14 protein-coding genes are annotated in these 17,361 nt (G+C 60.2%); 11 read left to right on the plus strand and 3 right to left on the minus strand.

Annotated elements, in window-relative coordinates; translation table 11 throughout:
• Nucleotide 1: 1 nt before the first annotated feature.
• From QZ653_RS10270 to iolG, 9 genes are all read left to right on the plus strand, one after another.
• Entirely contained in the window at nucleotides 2-1,459 is a 1,458-nt protein-coding gene (locus tag QZ653_RS10270; protein ID WP_296419969.1) for a CpaF family protein, read from the plus strand.
• Nucleotides 1,459-2,412, plus strand: coding sequence for a type II secretion system F family protein (locus QZ653_RS10275; RefSeq protein ID WP_296419970.1), 954 nt, complete (start codon nucleotides 1,459-1,461; stop codon nucleotides 2,410-2,412). Before QZ653_RS10270 ends, QZ653_RS10275 begins: the two co-directional genes overlap by 1 nt.
• 10 nt (nucleotides 2,413-2,422) lie before the next feature.
• On the plus strand, nucleotides 2,423-3,403 hold the full coding sequence (locus tag QZ653_RS10280; protein WP_296419972.1) for a type II secretion system F family protein: 981 nt from the start codon (nucleotides 2,423-2,425) through the stop codon (nucleotides 3,401-3,403).
• A gap of 154 nt (nucleotides 3,404-3,557) precedes the next feature.
• Nucleotides 3,558-5,414 (plus strand): 3D-(3,5/4)-trihydroxycyclohexane-1,2-dione acylhydrolase (decyclizing), encoded by a 1,857-nt coding sequence (iolD, locus tag QZ653_RS10285; RefSeq protein ID WP_296419974.1) that lies wholly within the window; start codon nucleotides 3,558-3,560, stop codon nucleotides 5,412-5,414.
• Nucleotides 5,414-6,253 carry a phytanoyl-CoA dioxygenase family protein gene (locus QZ653_RS10290; protein WP_296419976.1) on the plus strand — a complete coding sequence of 280 codons (840 nt, stop codon included), beginning with the start codon at nucleotides 5,414-5,416 and terminating at the stop codon, nucleotides 6,251-6,253. Before iolD ends, QZ653_RS10290 begins: the two co-directional genes overlap by 1 nt.
• Complete coding sequence (gene iolC / locus QZ653_RS10295) at nucleotides 6,250-7,236, plus strand: 5-dehydro-2-deoxygluconokinase (protein WP_296419978.1); 987 nt, start codon at nucleotides 6,250-6,252, stop codon at nucleotides 7,234-7,236. Before QZ653_RS10290 ends, iolC begins: the two co-directional genes overlap by 4 nt.
• Before the next feature lie 9 nt (nucleotides 7,237-7,245).
• Nucleotides 7,246-8,094 (plus strand): 5-deoxy-glucuronate isomerase, encoded by an 849-nt coding sequence (locus QZ653_RS10300; RefSeq protein WP_296419980.1) that lies wholly within the window; start codon nucleotides 7,246-7,248, stop codon nucleotides 8,092-8,094.
• A 101-nt stretch (nucleotides 8,095-8,195) separates the two neighbouring features.
• Nucleotides 8,196-9,032, plus strand: a complete 837-nt coding sequence (locus QZ653_RS10305; RefSeq protein ID WP_296419981.1) for a class II fructose-bisphosphate aldolase — start codon at nucleotides 8,196-8,198, stop codon at nucleotides 9,030-9,032.
• Nucleotides 9,029-10,015, plus strand: coding sequence for an inositol 2-dehydrogenase (gene iolG, locus QZ653_RS10310; RefSeq protein WP_296419982.1), 987 nt, complete (start codon nucleotides 9,029-9,031; stop codon nucleotides 10,013-10,015). The genes QZ653_RS10305 and iolG overlap by 4 nt, the downstream gene beginning before the upstream one ends.
• Here the strand turns inward: iolG and kynU are convergent.
• From kynU to QZ653_RS10325, 3 genes are all read right to left on the minus strand, one after another.
• The gene (kynU, locus tag QZ653_RS10315) at nucleotides 10,012-11,199 is read right to left on the minus strand and encodes a kynureninase (RefSeq protein WP_296419983.1); all 1,188 of its coding nucleotides are present in this window, start codon (nucleotides 11,197-11,199) and stop codon (nucleotides 10,012-10,014) included. The two genes, iolG and kynU, sit on opposite strands and share 4 nt — an antisense overlap.
• A gap of 32 nt (nucleotides 11,200-11,231) precedes the next feature.
• Nucleotides 11,232-13,664, minus strand: coding sequence for a GcvT family protein (locus tag QZ653_RS10320; RefSeq protein WP_296419984.1), 2,433 nt, complete (start codon nucleotides 13,662-13,664; stop codon nucleotides 11,232-11,234).
• A gap of 92 nt (nucleotides 13,665-13,756) precedes the next feature.
• The gene (locus QZ653_RS10325; protein ID WP_296419985.1) at nucleotides 13,757-14,707 is read right to left on the minus strand and encodes a LysR family transcriptional regulator; all 951 of its coding nucleotides are present in this window, start codon (nucleotides 14,705-14,707) and stop codon (nucleotides 13,757-13,759) included.
• A 79-nt stretch (nucleotides 14,708-14,786) separates the two neighbouring features.
• On the opposite strand from QZ653_RS10325, the gene QZ653_RS10330 reads away from it, so the two are divergent.
• Nucleotides 14,787-16,301, plus strand: a complete 1,515-nt coding sequence (locus tag QZ653_RS10330; RefSeq protein ID WP_296419987.1) for a trimethylamine methyltransferase family protein — start codon at nucleotides 14,787-14,789, stop codon at nucleotides 16,299-16,301.
• 55 nt (nucleotides 16,302-16,356) lie between these two features.
• Nucleotides 16,357-17,358 (plus strand): NAD-dependent epimerase/dehydratase family protein, encoded by a 1,002-nt coding sequence (locus tag QZ653_RS10335; RefSeq protein WP_366933086.1) that lies wholly within the window; start codon nucleotides 16,357-16,359, stop codon nucleotides 17,356-17,358.
• Nucleotides 17,359-17,361 lie beyond the last annotated feature (3 nt).

The following is a 17,361-nucleotide window of genomic DNA, read 5'->3' on the forward strand; positions in this document are numbered from 1 at the left end:
CATGGCCGTCTTCAAGAATTTTACGTCGACCCGCACAGCGCCCGTTCCGGACGGGGAGGCGCCCCGTACAGCAACCGGTCAGGCGGTCCTGCCACGCCGGTCGCAGATCAAATCTATCCTGCCGCAACGCGGCTCTGCGCGGGTATCGCCACCTGTCACCGATCGCACCGCACCCTCTGCCGCCACCACATCGTGGTTTCAGCTGAAACAAAAGATGCATGAAAACCTTCTGGAGCAGATGAACCTGTCGATCATTGATCAGGTCGACACGGCTGAACTGCGCCGTGAGGTGAATGCGATCGTCCTGCAAAACCTTGAAGACGAGGACGTTTCGCTCGGTTCAGATACTTTCAACAGGCTGATTAACGAACTGATGGATGAAGTTTTGGGTCTTGGCCCTCTTGAACCCCTCCTCGCTGATCCGACCATTTCCGACATCTTGGTTAACGGCGCGGACCACGTGTTCGTGGAACGCAAAGGTCTGCTTGAACGCATCGCAAGCGGATTTCACGACGAAAAGCATTTGTTGCGTATCATCGACAAGATCGTCAGTCGGGTCGGTCGCCGGATTGATGAAAGCCAACCATGGGTCGATGCACGTCTGCCGGACGGAAGCCGTGTAAACGCCATCGTGCGGCCTTGCGCGATCGACGGCCCGTCATTGTCGATCCGCAAATTTTCAGCCGACAAGCTGACAATGGACAAACTGGTGGCCTTCGGCGCACTCAGCGAGGAAGCAGCGATCTTTCTGGCAGCAGCGGTCAAAGCGCGGCTCAACATCCTGATTTCCGGTGGCACAGGGTCCGGCAAAACGACCATGCTGAATGCCCTATCAAGCCATATTGACCGCCACCAACGTATTGTCACCATCGAAGACGCCGCCGAATTGCAACTTCAGCAGGATCACGTCGTTCGCCTTGAGACACGACCGGCCAATGCCGAAGGTCGCGGCGAAATCAGCCAGCGACTGCTGGTTCGCAATGCATTGCGCATGCGACCCGACCGCATTGTCATCGGCGAATGTCGCGGGTCCGAAGCCTTCGACATGTTGCAGGCCATGAACACCGGCCACGACGGGTCCATGACCACCATCCATGCCAACACGGCGCGTGACGCGCTGAGCCGGCTTGAGCAAATGGTTATCATGATGGGATCCGAACTGCCCATGTCCGCCGTACGCAGCCAGATCGGCGCAGGCATTCATCTTGTGATCCAGTTGAACCGTCTGGCCGACGGCCGCCGCAGGATCACCTCAATCTCCGAGGTGACGGGCCTTGAGGGGGAGGCTGTCCTGATGCAGGACATTTTCGCCTTTACCCGTAAGGGTATCGGTGAAGATGGCACGGTCCTCGGTCATTTCGGCCCCACCGGTGTGCGCCCCCAGACGGGCGATGTTCTGGCCGCCGCGGGCTATGCTTTGCCGGCGGACATTTTTCGTGATGCGGAGGGACCGAACTAATGTCTCTCGAACCTCGCTATATTCTTTACGCAGCCATTGTAATCAGCATCCTTCTGGTGATCGAAGGCCTCCGGCAGATGTTTTTTGATGACGATGCAAATGATCCCAAGGCCAAAAGGCTGCGAACCCTTTCAGGCGGTGATCAGGTTGAAAGTGCCATGGCCGAGTTGCGCCGTAAAGTGGACCGCCCCGCGTGGACCAGAATTCCAATTCTTGGCCAACTGCCGGGTCGGATGGCGCAGGCTGGTCTCACAATCAGTCCCCGACGGGTTTTTGTCATGTCGGGGCTGGCTATGGCGATCACCTTTCTGCTGGGCATCCCGCTGATTGGTCTGCCATTGGCTGCGCTCGCGTCTGTCTCTGTCGGCTTCGTGGTTCCTGTCGGCTATATCAATATCGTGCGCAACCGGCGGGTGGAGGCGTTTTCACGCCAGTTGCCAGATGCGCTGGATCAGATGAAACGGGGGCTGTCTGTCGGCCATCCCGTCAACACGACCATTCGCGCCGTCGCATCCAACATGCCCGAACCCGTCGCGACCGAATTTCGCCGCATATCCGATCAGGTGATCTACGGCGACAGCCTGCCCGATGCCATTGAGGACATGGCGCGACGGATGGACATTGAAGACACCTATTATCTGGCGGCATCCATCCGGATCCAGCATGGAACCGGTGGCAACCTTGCGGCGATGCTCGCCACCTTGTCGACCGTGATTCGAAACCGCTTTGCCATGCGCCGCCGGATCAAAGCCGTCAGTTCCGAGGGGCGCATTTCCGCGATATTACTGTCCGCGCTGCCCTTCGTCATGTATCTGGGCACGCTTTTGACAGCGCCTGATTATTACACGTCGGTCCAGAACGATCCTTTGTTCTACCCCATGTGTGCGGCCATTTTGTTTTTCGTCATCGGCAACGGATTGATCCTGCGCCGCCTCGTCAATTTCAAGTATTGAGGCGCCTGCGATGGATACCTTGTTTTCCCTTCTGCCGGATTTGTCGCCGTTCACCATGCTGATGCTGGCCGTGGCCGGTATCTTTATCGGGGCGGCGGCCCATTTCACGTTTTCCGGTCCGGGCGCGGCAGCAGAACGGCTGGCCCATTTGACAAAAACCTATGGCGATCCGGGCCGACGGATTGACCTGCGAACCGCGCGTGATCACACGCCCGAAGGTGTGTTCAAAGCCCTGTTGCCGGATACCAAAACCGAAAGGGCGCAAATCCAGCTTCAGCTCAGGCGGGCAGGATTCGACAGCCCACACGCCATGAGGAATTTCTTTCTGATCCGGTTTCTGGCGGCAATCGCGGGGCCGCTTATCGTTATGTCGATGTACGGATTGCATCAGGCGGCCGCACTGCCCGACCCGTTTGCCTCCTATTTTCAGGGAATGTCGCCGCTGGGTGCCGCGCAACTGGCGGCCATCACCGTGGCAGTCTGTTTCTACACGCCGACGATCTGGCTGAACCGCAAGGTAAAGGCGCGCAAAATGCAGATCGAACAGGGGTTCCCCAATGCTTTGGATTTGCTGCAAATCTCGACCGAGGCCGGGATGGGGTTTGACACCTCCATGACCCGTGTGGGTCAGGTCCTTGCCGAGGTGTGCCCGCCCATCTCTGAGGAATTTCTGATGTGTCAGGCCGAAATTCTGGCCGGTCGCGACCGTCAGGAGGCCCTTTTCGACATGGCGGAACGCACCGGCGTTGAAGAGGCGATGTCATTCGCACAGCTGATCAGCCAGTCGATGGAATTTGGCACATCCATCTCGTCAGCCTTAAATGCCTACGCCAAGGAAATGCGCGAAACGCGGGAAATGAAAGCGGTGGAGCAGGCCAACAAACTGCCTGTCAAAATGTCCGGCGTCATGGCCAGCATGATGCTGCCAGCGCTTTTTCTGATCACCCTCGGCCCGACAATCCTGCGATACATGCAGGTTTTCGGGGACTGATGCGGCCCGCCCCGGCCCGCTCCATCCCTCATTCATCAGCAACCGAAACAGAATCTGCAAAACGCGATTGCAACCGGTTGCAAAATCGTTATCGTCGGGTCTTGAAACTTGTGGGCGGTATCGCGCGGCCCACACCGAGGGAGGAGACGCGCCCATGACGGACGCAACCGTGCGGCTGACCACAGCGCAGGCCATTATTCGCTATCTGAACAACCAGTTCATCGACATTGATGGCGTGGAATACCGCGTGTGTGGCGGGGGTTTCGGCATCTTCGGGCACGGCAATGTCACATGTCTGGGTGAGGCGCTGTTCGGTGTACAGGATACCTTGCCGCTTTATCGTGGCCAAAACGAGCAAGGCATGGGGTTCGCCGCAGCGGCCTATGCCAAACAATGGCTGCGCCGCCGGTTCATGTTCTGCACCGCCTCCGCCGGGCCGGGTACGGCGAACCTGTTGACGTCAGCCGCGCTCGCTCACGCGAACCGCTTGCCCATGCTGATGCTTTGCGGCGACGCTTTCCTGACCCGCCTGCCCGATCCGGTGCTGCAACAGCTGGAACATTTCGGCAATCCGACATTGGGCGTAAACGACGCGTTCAAGGCGGTGTCGCGCTATTGGGACCGCATCACGCATCCCGCGCAGATCATCCAGTCGCTGCCAGCCGCGCTGGCCACCATGCTTGACCCTGCCGATTGCGGCCCCGCCTTCATAGGGCTGCCGCAGGATGTGCAGGGCTGGGCCCATGACTATCCCGAAACGTTCTTTGAAAAGCGCGTCCACCGCATTCGCAAACAGGCTCCCGATATGGAAGAGGTCGTAGATGCCTTCGCGCTGCTGCAAACGGCCAAACGTCCGATGATCATCGCCGGTGGTGGCGTGCAGTATTCCGGTGCTGTGGCCGAATTGACAGCCTTTGCCGAAGACAGCGGCATTCCTGTGGTCGAAACCATCGCAGGCCGTGCGAATATGAAATCCGACCATCCGTTGAACTGTGGCCCCTTGGGCGTCACCGGATCGGACAGCGCCAATGCCATCGCCGAACGGGCCGATGTAATTCTGGCCGTCGGCACACGGTTGCAGGATTTCACCACCGGCAGCTGGACCGCTTTTGCCAAGGACGCCAAAATCATCGGCATCAATGTGGGCCGCCACGATGCCATGAAACACCTGTCGTTGCCACTGGTGGGGGATGCCGCCATTTGTCTGTCGTCGCTCAGCGGGGATTACAAAGCCCCCGCTGACTGGACGACGTTCGCCCAGAACGAACGTGCCAAATGGGACGCCTATGTGGCCGAGAACGTCAAACCCGGAAACCGCCCGAACAGCTATGCCCAAGCCATCGGCGTTGTGAACGATTTGTGCGACCCGCGCGACCGGATCGTGGCCGCTGCCGGTGGGCTTCCTGCCGAAGTCACCGCCAACTGGCGCACGCTGGACGTCGGCACCGTTGACGTCGAATTCGGCTTTTCCTGTATGGGATACGAGATCGCGGGCGGCTGGGGCGCGCGCATCGCGCAGGCCGAACGTGAACCGGATCAGGACACCATCGTCTTCACCGGTGACGGGTCCTATCTGTTGATGAATTCTGACATCTATTCATCGGTCCTGACCGACAAGAAGCTGATCATTCTGGTGCTGGACAACGGCGGCTTTGCCGTCATCAACAAACTGCAAAACAACACCGGCAACGAAAGCTTCAACAACCTGATCGCGGACACACCCACAGCGACCCGTCAGGTGGGCGTTGATTTCGAAGCCCACGCCGCCGCCATGGGCGCAAACGCCGAAACCGTGTCGAACCCCGCCGAACTGGCAGAGGCGTTCAAACGCGCCAAGGCCGCCGACACAACATCGGTCATTGTCATGAACGTCGATGCCTATGAAGGGTGGACGACCGAGGGCCACACCTGGTGGGAGGTCGGCACACCCGAAGTGTCGGACAGCGCCCGCATCCGCGACGCCCATGCAGATCAGGAAGCCACCCGCAGCAAACAACGGCATGGCGTGTGATGAAGACCTTTACCGCGGACAACTATGATCCTGCTGAAATCGTCGAGGAACTTCTTGATGGGGCGGGTGCTGTGCGCTTCACGGGCCTGTTTTCCGACGATCAGATCGCGCAGGCACGGGCGATCATCATGGATCATTCCAACGCCGAGGCGGAAAAGGTCACGCATTTTCAAGGCGCTGCCGCAGAGGACGGCAAAATCAATCTGCAACGCCGTGTCTGGAACCTGCTGGCCAAGGGCGACGTCTTTGCCGACATGGCGACGCATCCGGTCTTGCTGGATTGCCTCAGGGCGTTTCTGGGCACCGATATGGTCATGGGCTCCATCGCCGCCAACCGCATCCTGCCCGGCGGCCCGGGACAGGAACCCCATGTGGACTACCCCTATTGGGACATGCATGATCTGCCGTCGCACCCCGCGCGCCTCAATGCGTCCTATCCTGTAAATGCTCAAGTGACGATCATGCTTGACCCTTTCACGGAAACAAGCGGCGCGACCGCCTACATGCCCGGCACCCAAAAAAACCTGCGCTATCCGACCGAAGCAGACAACTTCTTTGAAAGCTGCCACCGGATGCTGGGCGATCCCGGCGATACCGTCTTGTTCTTCGGCGCGGCTTGGCATTGCGCCATGCCCAACGCCTCGGACCATGACCGCAACGCCGTCCTGTCAAATTACGTGCCCAAATGGGTAAAGCCCCTCGAAGATTTGCCCGCAGGCCTCACGCAGGACTTCAAAGCCTCCGCCAGCGCGGAATTGCGCCAAATCATCGGCCTCAACCACCCCTATCCCGAGGTTCTGGACAAAGCCCAGGCGATCAATGCGGAGGGACGCACATGACCGCGCTCAACGGGATCAGGGGCGGTAAATTCATCGTCGTCGGGCGCGTGGGCATGGACCTCAGCCCCACTGACCGCGCCCAAACCGAACATGCAACGGATATGTTTGTGGCCATGGGCGGATCGTCCGCCAATATCGCGGCTGGGCTGGTCAAACTGGGGCTGAACGCGGATCTTGTGACCTGTGTCAGCGATGACGCTGTCGGGCGCTACTGCCTCAACCAGCTTGATGCCTACGGCGTCGGCCGCGCCCATGTCCGCACCATTCAAGGCGAAGAACGCACGTCGCTCGCCGTCTATGAAACCCGCGTCGAGGACCACCAATCGGTCATCTACCGCAACAACGCCGCCGACTTTCAGATGTCCGTCGAAGATGTCGAGGCCGTAGATTACACCCAATTCACCGCCCTGATCACCGCTGGCACCGTTTTCGCATCCGATCCCAGCCGCACAGCCGCGTTTCGCGCCTTTGAACTGGCGAAAAAGGCGGGCCTGCCGATCATTTTTGACGTGGATTACCGCCCCTACTCGTGGCCCAGCCCCGAGGTCGCGGCAGACGTGTTGTCCCGTGCAGGTGCACTATCCGACGTCATCGTGGGCAACGACGAAGAATTCGGCTTCATGGCGGGTGGTATGGACAAAGGCCGCGCAAAGGCCCGTGATCTGGCGCGCAGCACTGCTGAAATCGTCGTCTACAAAATGGGCCAACACGGCGCGGTCACCTATACCGCCACCGATGAAATTCCCACCGGCATCTACCCCGCCGAGGCCGTCAAACCCACTGGCGCAGGCGACAGTTTCATGGCCGGCTTCATGGCGGCCCTGGCCGAAAACCGCGACCTGAAGACCGCGATCTTGCGCGGTTCTGCCTGTGCGTCCATCGTGGTCGCCAAACCCGGCTGCGCCCCGGCCATGCCCGATGTCGCGCAGCTTGACGCCTTTCTCACAGATCACCCCGGCCCCACGGCCGGCCCCACGCAATAGGACCACCACATGCACATCGCGCCCCATGACAACCAGAACAAACCCATTGTTGACGCCGATGATCCCACGGTCCCGCTGAACTATTTCAACATCGTCAAACTCAAAGCGGGTGAGGCGTTCACCTATCAGGTGCCGGGCTATGAAACCTGCATCGTACCCGCGACCGGCACCGTTGATGTGGATGTCGAAGGCGTGACATTCGACGCACTTGGCGGGCGCGGCGTGGATGTCTGGGACGGCCAGCCGCAGGGCGTTTATGTCCCCGTCGGCGCCACTGCGACCATCGTTGCCAAGACCGACACGGAAACGTTCATCGCCGGTGCGAAATACGACAAGGTCCTCGATCCCTTCGATGTGCGCGAACATGATTATGTCCAATACGGGTCCGACGACACAAAGACGCACCGGTCCATCAAACACATCCTCGGCCAGCGCGAGGCCGGCAAGGTGGGCCGCCTTCTGGTGTCCGAACTCTTTACCGTCGGCGCGGGCGGCTGGTCCGGCTTTCCGCCGCACAAACACGACACCGACCGCACCGATGACAACGGCACCATCATCGAAACCCGTCACGATGAAACCTATAACTTCCGCTTTAGACCCAACCACGGGTCTGCAGTGCAGATCATCCAGCACAAAGAGGGTGAGCCGGGTGACGCCTACCAGCTGATGGATCGCTCCACGATCCTTCTGGGCTCGGGCTATCATCCCTGCGTCGTGATGCCGGGGTACGAAATGTACTACTTCACCATCCTCGGCGGCCTCAGCCAACGCAGCCTGGTGCAGTATTTCCAGCCAACTCACGCCTATCAGGTCGAAACCATCCCCGGCATCAAGGATATGGTTGCCAAGTTCAAGTAACCCGCCGTTAAGGTTAACGCGCCCGTCGAAGGCAGCGCGCGCGCGCCCTCTTCATCTTGGCCAATACAACTCATTCCACCGTCTCACCAAAGGACCGTCCTTTGCCCTTAGTCACTCTTTCAAACGTCCTTCAGCCTGCCCTGAAACAGGGCCATGCGGTCGCCGGTCTGGTCACCTTGGGCTGGGAAGACATGCGCGCCTATGTGGCCGCAGCAGAGGCCGAAAACTGCCCCGTCATCCTACAGGCCGGGCCCGGTTGCCGCGAACACACGCCGCTGCCGGTCTTGGGCAAGATGTTCCGCCATTTGGCGGAAAGTGCCTCCGTTCCGGTCGTGGCCCACCTTGATCACGGGTACACGTTCGACGACTGCAAGGAGGCGTTGGAGAGTGGCTTCACATCCCTCATGTTCGACGGATCGCGCAAGCCGCTTCAGCAAAACATTGATGAAACCGCCGCGATTGCCGAAATGGCCCATGCTGCGGGCATCTCCTGCGAAGGCGAAATCGGCTTTGTGGGCTACGCCGACGGGGAGGCCTCAGCCGGAACCGACCCGCAGGAGGCCGCGCAATTCGCCCGTGAAACGGGCGTCGACGCCATGGCAATCTCTGTGGGCAACGTGCATCTGCAACAAGACAAGGACGGCGGACTGGATGAACCGCGCATTCGCGCCATTCAGGCCCTGACCGACACGCCGCTGGTCATTCATGGCGGCTCCGGCGTGCCAATGGCGCAACGCACGTCGCTGGCCCGCACGTCCAATATCTGCAAATTCAACATCGGCACCGAATTGCGCATGGCCTTCGGCGCGGCGCTGCGGGATGCGGTGAACAGCGACGACAGCCGCTTTGACCGGAACCAGATACTCAAAGACACCCACGACCCGTTGGTCGCGGCCACGCGCACCGTCTTGCGCGCCTTTAAGGGAGAGGACACATGACACGCATTGGCATACTGGGCTGTGGCCGCATCGGCATCGTTCACGCGCGGACCTTGCGCGGTATGGACGACGTTGATGTCGTGGCCGTATCGGATTTCTTCCCCGAGGCCGCTGAAAAGCTGGCCCAATCCTGCAATGCAGAGGTGCGCACCACCGAAGACATCATCGCCAGCGATGACATAGACGCCGTCGTCGTGGGCACGCCGACCGATACGCATTTCGACATCATTAAGGCCGCGGCCGAAGCTGGCAAAGCCATCTTCTGCGAAAAGCCGGTGGACATGTCCGCCGACAACATCCGCACGCTGATCAAACACGTGGATGACGCGGGGGTCGCCTTTTTCACCGCGTTCAACCGCCGGTTTGACCCCAACTTTGCCAATGTGCAGAGACGCATCGTTGCCGGCGAAATCGGCAGCGTGGAAATCGTCACGATTCTGTCGCGCGACCCGTCCCCGCCGCCCATCAGCTACATCACGTCCTCGGGCGGTATCTTCCGTGACATGATGATCCACGATCTGGACATGGCGCGCTTTTTGCTGGGCGAAGAACCGGTGCAGGTTTTCGCTGTCGGCGCGGCCCTTGTGGACCCTGAGATCGGCAAGGCCGGTGATGTGGACACCGCAGCGGTCACACTGACAACCGCCTCCGGCAAGATTTGCCAGATCAGCAATTCGCGCCGCGCGACATACGGCTATGACCAGCGGATCGAAGTCCACGGATCGGGCGGCATGTTGCGCGCGGCCAATGTCTTGGAAAACACCGTTGACGTCGCCACTGCCGACGGCTTTCGCGCCGCGCCAACGCTCAACTTCTTTCTTGAACGGTATGAGGCCGCCTACGCGATTGAAATGCAGACCTTCATCGCGCATCTGGCCGATGCGACGGTCAAAATCCCGACCATTCAGGACGGTTTGCGCGCACAAATCCTCGCGGATGCGGCGGCCCGATCTCTGGAAACAGGACAGCCCGTCACCGTTTAGGTGACGCGGCTGCGTGCCTTATATTCGGGATCATCCCACAGCCGGTTGTCCAACACATCCGCCAGAACATCGACGGCGCCGCGCACGTCGGTCTCGTCGATATAAAGCGGCGTAAACCCGAACCGGATCAGGTTCGGCGCACGGAAATCGCCGATGACATCCCGCGCGATCAGGGCCTGCATCACGGCGTAACCTTCGGGGTGGGCAAACGACACCTGCGACCCGCGATCTGCGGCGTTGCGTGGTGAAAACAGCGTCAGCTCGGGGCATCGGGCCTCAACCAGTTCGATAAACAGATCCGTCAGTTCGATAGACGCCGCGCGCACGTCAGCCATGTCAACGCCGTCCCAGGCCTTCATCGCCTCTTCCAGAACCGTCAGCTGCAAGACCGGCGGCGTGCCGACGCGCATCCGTTCGATCCCCATGGCGGGGCGATAATCCAGATCAAAGGCAAAGGGCGCATCATGGCCCAGCCAACCCGACAAAGCCGGTTGAATATCCCCGATCACATCAGGACGCACATAAATAAACGCCGGCGCGCCGGGCCCCCCGTTGAGGTATTTATACGTACACCCCACCGCGAATTCACAATTCGAACCCTCCAGATCGACAGGCACCGCCCCGGCAGAATGGGCCAAATCCCAGATCATCACAGCCCCTGCCGCGTGCGCTGCTTTGGTAATCTGCTCCATGTCATGCATGCGCCCACTGCGGTAATCCACCTGTGTGATCATCACGGCCGCAACCTCATCCGTGATCGCGTCTGCCACGTCTTCAGGGGCAACCGTGCGCAACTCATGCCCTTGGCCCAACTGCGCAATCAGGCCCTGCGCCATGTAAAGATCGGACGGGAAATTGCCCGTATCCGACAAGATCACCTTGCGGTCAGGCCGCATCTGAACCGCCGCCGACAGCGCCTGATAGACCTTCACCGACAGTGTGTCGCCCATCGTCACGCTGTCCTTGGCCGCGCCAATCAGACGCCCGACCAGATTGCCCACGCGCATCGGCTGGCCCATCCAGTCATCGACATTCCAGCCCTTGATCAGATGCGCGCCCCATTCATCACGCACCATCCCCTCAAGCCGCGCAGGGGCGGCCTTAGGCAACGGACCCAGCGAATTCCCATCAAGGTAAATCATGCCGTCAGGCAGGTGAAACATCTCTTTGCGCAGCACGGTCATCGGCGGCCTCCTTGGTTGCGCCTCTGCCTAGCCTAACTGCGCATGCGCGCATAGTCGGGATCGTAAACGCCCATCGGGACAACCGTGGCGGGGACACGGTGGCCCAGAACGTCAACCTCGAACGCAGTGCCGAGGCTGGCAAAGTCTGGTTTCACAAACGCATAGGCGAGGTTTCTACCCACGCGGTACCCCCAGTCGCCCGACGTGACCGTCCCCACAACGCGGTCCCCGTCCATCACCGACGCACCGCCATGGGCCGCAGCATCGGTGCTGTCCAGATCAAGGCACACAAGCTGCGCTGTCTTGCCTGCCGCCACGCGGGCCTCAAGCGCGGGTTTTCCAACGAAATCCTTGTCCAATCTCACGAACCGATCAAGGCCGGTTTCAAACGGGTCAAATTCGGTCATCAGGTCCGCCTTCCAATGAAGGAACCCCTTTTCCATCCGCATGGAATCAACCGCCTTGGCCCCGAACATCCGCATGCCATGGGCCACCCCCGCCGCGCGCAAGGCTTTATAGGCGCTGTACAAATTGGCGTTGGGTACGTGGATTTCATAGGCGAGTTCACCCGAAAAACTGACCCCCAAAACCGTCGCGGGGGCAAAGCCCACGAAACATTCCCGCACGCTGAGCCATGGGAACGCCTCACGCGACCAATCGGCGCGGCTCACCGCCTGCATGACGTCCCGCGCCTTGGGGCCCGCAACCACCAAGATGGTCTGGTCATTGGTCAGCGACCGGATCTGTACGTCCTCATCCGCGCGCAGATGCGATTGCAGCCAGTCCATGTCGTGGAATTCCGCCGCCGCCGCAGACCCGTACCACGTCCGCGCAGGGCCACGATCTGATGCGGGCAAATTGGCAACCGTCGCTTCCCCCTTGATGCACCCGTGATGGTTCAGCAAATACCCCAAACCCACGCGCCCGTCCTTTTGCGTAACACGTCCGCAGAACATGCGGTCAAGGAAGCTGTGACGGTCCGCACCCGTAAGTTCAAACCGGTTGAACCCGTTGACTTCCGCGATGCCAACGGCATTTTGCACGGCGGCGACCTCCTCCCCCACCACGTCAAACGCCTCGTCGAATTTGAACGACGGCGTCACGTGAAAATCGGGGGATGGCTTCATAAACTCGACCCGTTCCCAGCCGTTGACGACCGTAAATTCCGCGCCCTCGGCGGCCAGAACCGGTGTCAAAGGCGTGGTCTTGGCGTCCCGTCCGGCGGGGCGGTGTTCGTTGGGAAAGTGAAAGCGGAATTCGTTTTGGTAATCCTCAATCGCCTTCAGCGCTGTCAGTTCGACATTGGTGTGGCCCGTGAACCGGCGCGGGTCGATGACCCAAGTGTCATAACACGCCTCACCATGGACAATCTGTTGCGCCAAAAGCCAGCCGTGCCCGCCGCCTTCGCCCAGACCCGCCCGCAGACCAATGATGCAGAATGCATTGCGCTTGCCCGGGATCGGCCCAACCAAAGGCGCGCCGTCGATGGTGTAGGTGATCGGGCCGTTCACCACATTCTTGATGCCGACCTCCATCAAAGCAGGCATCCGTTCAAATGCGCCTTCAAGGACATCCGTAATCCGGTCCAGATCGTCGGGGCACAGGTCATTCGTAAACTTCGGATCAATCCCGTCCATGCCCCACGTCCGGCAGTCCTGTTCGTAGAACCCCAGCAGCAGACCCTGCTTTTCCTGACGGCAATAATAGTCCGAAATCGGACAGCGCAGCAGCGGCATCCGGTGGCCAGCCTCGACGATGCCGGGGATGTCTTCGGTCACAAAGTACTGGTGTTCCATGGACATCACGGGGTGATGGACGCCCATCATCGCGCCCACTTCGTTGACGCGGTATCCGCAGGCGTTCACGACAACTTCGCAGGCAATATCGCCCTTGGATGTATGCACAATCCAGCTGTCGTCCTTCAGCTGTGTCAGGCCCGTGACCTCCGTCTGGCGATACACTTCTGCGCCCGCCTTGCGTGCGCGGCGGGCCAGCGCCTGACACAGGGACGCGGGATCAATATCCCCGTCGTTGCCATCCCACAGACCACCCAACAGGTTTTCGGTCGAAATCAGCGGGTGCCGCCGCGCGCATTCTTCGGCGTCGATCACCTCAAACTCCACACCCATGCCCCGCGCCATTGAGGCAAAATGCCGATAGCCTTCCATCTGCGCCTCGGTGTTGGCCAGCCGGATGCCACCGTCGCCGTGGTTGTATTGCACCGGATAATCGGGGTCGTCGCGCAGGTCTTGGTAGAGGTTGATCGAATGGGTCTTAAGCCCGACCATCGTCTGGTTCATTCCAAAGTTCGTGACCTGCGCGGCCGAATGCCATGTGGTGCCGCTGGTCAGTTCGTCCCGTTCGACCAGCACCACATCTGTCCATCCCTCTTGGGTCAGGTGGTAGAGGGTCGAACACCCGGCGATACCACCTCCGATGACGACGGCTCTGGTCTGGGTTTTCACGGCGCATCCTTTCGACAACAAGACGCGCAACCGGAACAAATTTCAGGGCACGGATCAATCCCGCGCAGGCAGCAGAAATCTATCATTCGAATTTACCGAAGGATTTGCAATCCGCCGTCCAGAAAAGGCACCCTGGTATCGGCGTCCCTGACAATCCGGTCCGTAAGGCATCCGCGCATGTCCTCAGCCATTTGCGCTGGAAGTTCGCCCAGCGCACCGGCCCGCGTGTGCAACGCCAGCACCCTTGCAAAGGCAGGCACCGGCAGCGCATGGGCCCGCACAAGGTCACCGGCAAGGGGCGTGCCAAAAAACGCCAGCGCCGTCGTAATCGCCCATCCGCCCAGTTCGGCGGTCATCGCGAACAACGCCTGATTTGTGGAAAATTCGAACCCGCGCACAGGGACAACGCCCGACCGGCGCAACTGCGCCTCGATCTGTCGCCCAATCTGAAGGTCGCCCGAATACCGCACAAAGGGTCGCGACAAAATCGCATCGGCAGCCAGATCAGGGGCCGTTACAAGAATGAACGGGTCACGCAAAATCGGGTGCTGATCCACCCAGTCGGCCTGTGCAACCGTGTCGACAGCCATCATCACATCAACAGCCCGACTGGACAGCGCATCGTGATTTTCATGGCTGGCCCCGCTGGACAACGTGACCGAAATATTCGGAAACCTGACCTTGAGGCGTAACAGCCATGGGGCCGAAACCGTGGCGTCCAGTTCTTCAATGGACGCAACACGGACCGTCATCGGGGGTGCCTGATCTGCCATCACCAGCTGCGCCTTGGCTGCAGAAACATCATCAAGAAGCGCTTTGGCCGCAGGCAGAAAAACCTCTCCCGCGCGGGTCAGTCGAAAGTGTCGCGCCGACCGTTCGATCAGCTTTGCCCCGAGTGCTGCTTCGAGGGTCGACAGTTGCTGGGACACCGAACTGGGCGCCATGCCCATCCTGTGGGCCGCGCGCGTCACAGACGCAGCCTCAACCGCTGCCACGAAAACCTGTGCCGCGCGAAAGGTGAATGGGGGGTCTGGATTGTCCATATCAAAATCATGTTTTCGGTTTTTCCGTACCCTGTCCAGCCCTCTTGCGTGAATCTGCGTCACAGCAGACCTTTGACGCATGTCCAGACGTTCCGGCCGCAAGGCCCGCCACGCCACCGCCGCAGCACCCCCCGCAATCAATCCGGCGCCGCCGGGTCAGGCGGGCGGCCAGTACCGCCCGTTGCGCGACGACGAATGCGACGCGATTTACGAGACAGCGATCCGACTTCTGTCCGATCTTGGCATGGGGGAAGTCCCCCGCAGACTTCGCACCGATCTGATCCGCGCTGGATGCACCCCGCTTGACAACAATCGCCTTTCCATCCCGCGTGCCCTTGTGGAAGACGTAATCGACCGTGCGCCCAAAACCTTCCCGCTTCATGCGCGGGACCCGAACCGCACCATCGAAGTCGGCGGCGACAAGGTCTATTTCGGCACAGGCGGGGCCGCCGTAAACACGCTGGACCGCGACACCGGCCTTTACCGCCCCTCGACCCTGGCCGACTTGCACGATTTTACCCGTTTGCAAGACGCTTTAGACAACGTCGCTTGGTTCACCCGCTGTTGCATCGCAGGCGACATGGACAGCGAATGGGCGCTTGATGTGAACACAGCCTATGCCTTGATGGCCAACACGACCAAACATGTGGCCACCGCATTCACGCTGGCAGAACACGTGGCCCCCTTGGTCGACCTGTTTAACATGGCCTCGGATGGTCAATTCGCCAAAACACCCTTCGTAAAGGCGCATATCTCGCCGGTCATCAGCCCCATGCGGTTCGGGGCGGATGCGGTGGATGTGACCTACGAATGCCTTGCCCACAACATCCCGGTGTCCTGCATCACGGCCGCACAGGCAGGGGCCACGGCACCTGCAACGCTTGCGGGATTTCTGGCCATGTCGCTGGCCGAAACGCTGGCCTCGCTCGTCATGGTCAATGTCATCAAACCGGGCCACCCGATGATCTTTTCCAACTGGCCACTGGTCATCGACCTGCGCACGGGCGCTTTTGCGGGCGGCGGCGGGGAGACGACGGTCCTGAACGCGGCCTCCGCCCAGATCATCAACAGGCTGGGCCTGCCGTCAGGGGTCGCGGCATCCATGACCGACGCCAAGGCGATTGATGCCCAATACGGGGTGGAAAAGGCGATGACATCGCTGGCCGCAGCCTTGGCAGGTGGCAACTTGATTTACGAAAGTTCCGGCATGACGGCGTCCCTGCTTGGCGCGTCCTTCGAAGCCTTCGTGCTGGATGACGAGATGCACGCCCAAACCTACCGCACCCTGCGCGGGGTCGAGGTTTCCGAAGACACCCTTGGCTATGATGCTATCCGCGACGCAATTCTGGGCGACGGCCATTTTCTGGGGTCGGATCACACGTTTCAGGCCATGACACGGGACTACCACTACCCGACATTGGCCGACCGCGACCAACCGCGCACCTGGGCCGAAAACGGCGCAATGACGGCTTACGATCGGGCAAAGGCAAGGGTCGATGACATCCTGTCAAACCATAACCCCCGGTATCTATCCGCCAAACAGGACGCAAAAATCCGCGCAGCCTTTGACATCCGGCATCCCCCGCGCACTTGACCCGGCGCGCGCATAGCCCCAACGTGCCGCAGACCCATCAAAAGGCGGCCCGACCATGACCAAACTTCATTCAAAAATCGTTCTCACAGGGGCTTTGGGAAATCTGGGCATGGAATTGCGCGAAACCCTCGCCAGCCGCGCCGACACCCTCGTTTCCGTGGACGTGAAAGACCCGCCGGACAGGCTGCTGGACAATGAAACCTACATCAAGGCCGATTGCGCGGTTTTTGATGAAGTCCTTCCCCTGATGGAGGGCGCGGATATGGCCGTTCACTTCGCATCCATCGCCGACGAGCGCCCGTTCGAGGACCTTCTGGGGCCAAATTACCTAAGTTCATACAATGTCTGGGAAGCAGGATATCGCCATGGCGTGAAACGGGTCATCTATGCGTCCTCGGTCCATGCCGTCGGGATGGTTGAAACGGCAGCCGGTGCTGGCGTGGACGCCGATCACGCGCCCGATACATTCTATGGCCTTGCAAAATGTTTTACCGAAGATCTGGGCAAACTTTACTGGACAAAGCGCGGCATGGAATCTGTGCATTTGCGGATCATGTCGTGCACCAAAGAACCGCAGAACGCCCGCGCGCTGCGCACATGGCTCAGCTTTGATGATCTGCGTCACCTGGTCGACCGATCCGTCACCGCCACCACCACAGGCTTTGCCGTCATCTACGGTGTGTCAAACAACGACCGTGCCCCGGTGAACAACGACAAGGCCGCGTTTTTGGGATACAAACCGAAAGACAACGCCGAAGATTGGGCAGACGCCCTTCTGGCCTCCGCCCCGCCTGCAGATGCATCAGACCGTGCGCAAATGTGCCTTGGGGGGCCATTTGCCACAGTTCCATTGGGCGAAAGCGGCGTCGCGGGCATCAAGGCCATGTCTGCAACTTCATCCGAGGATGACGGGGCGCAAACGGACGGAACCTCAACAGATGGGGCGTCAACGGATGAGGCGGAAACACAAGTCACGCCGGACATCGCATCCGCCAAGTCACCCGGAGAGACGAACAAACTGCCGTCCTTTCTCACACGGAAAAGCATGAACGACTGATCC

The organism is Pseudooctadecabacter sp., from assembly GCF_020627745.1.
GTDB lineage: Bacteria > Pseudomonadota > Alphaproteobacteria > Rhodobacterales > Rhodobacteraceae > Octadecabacter.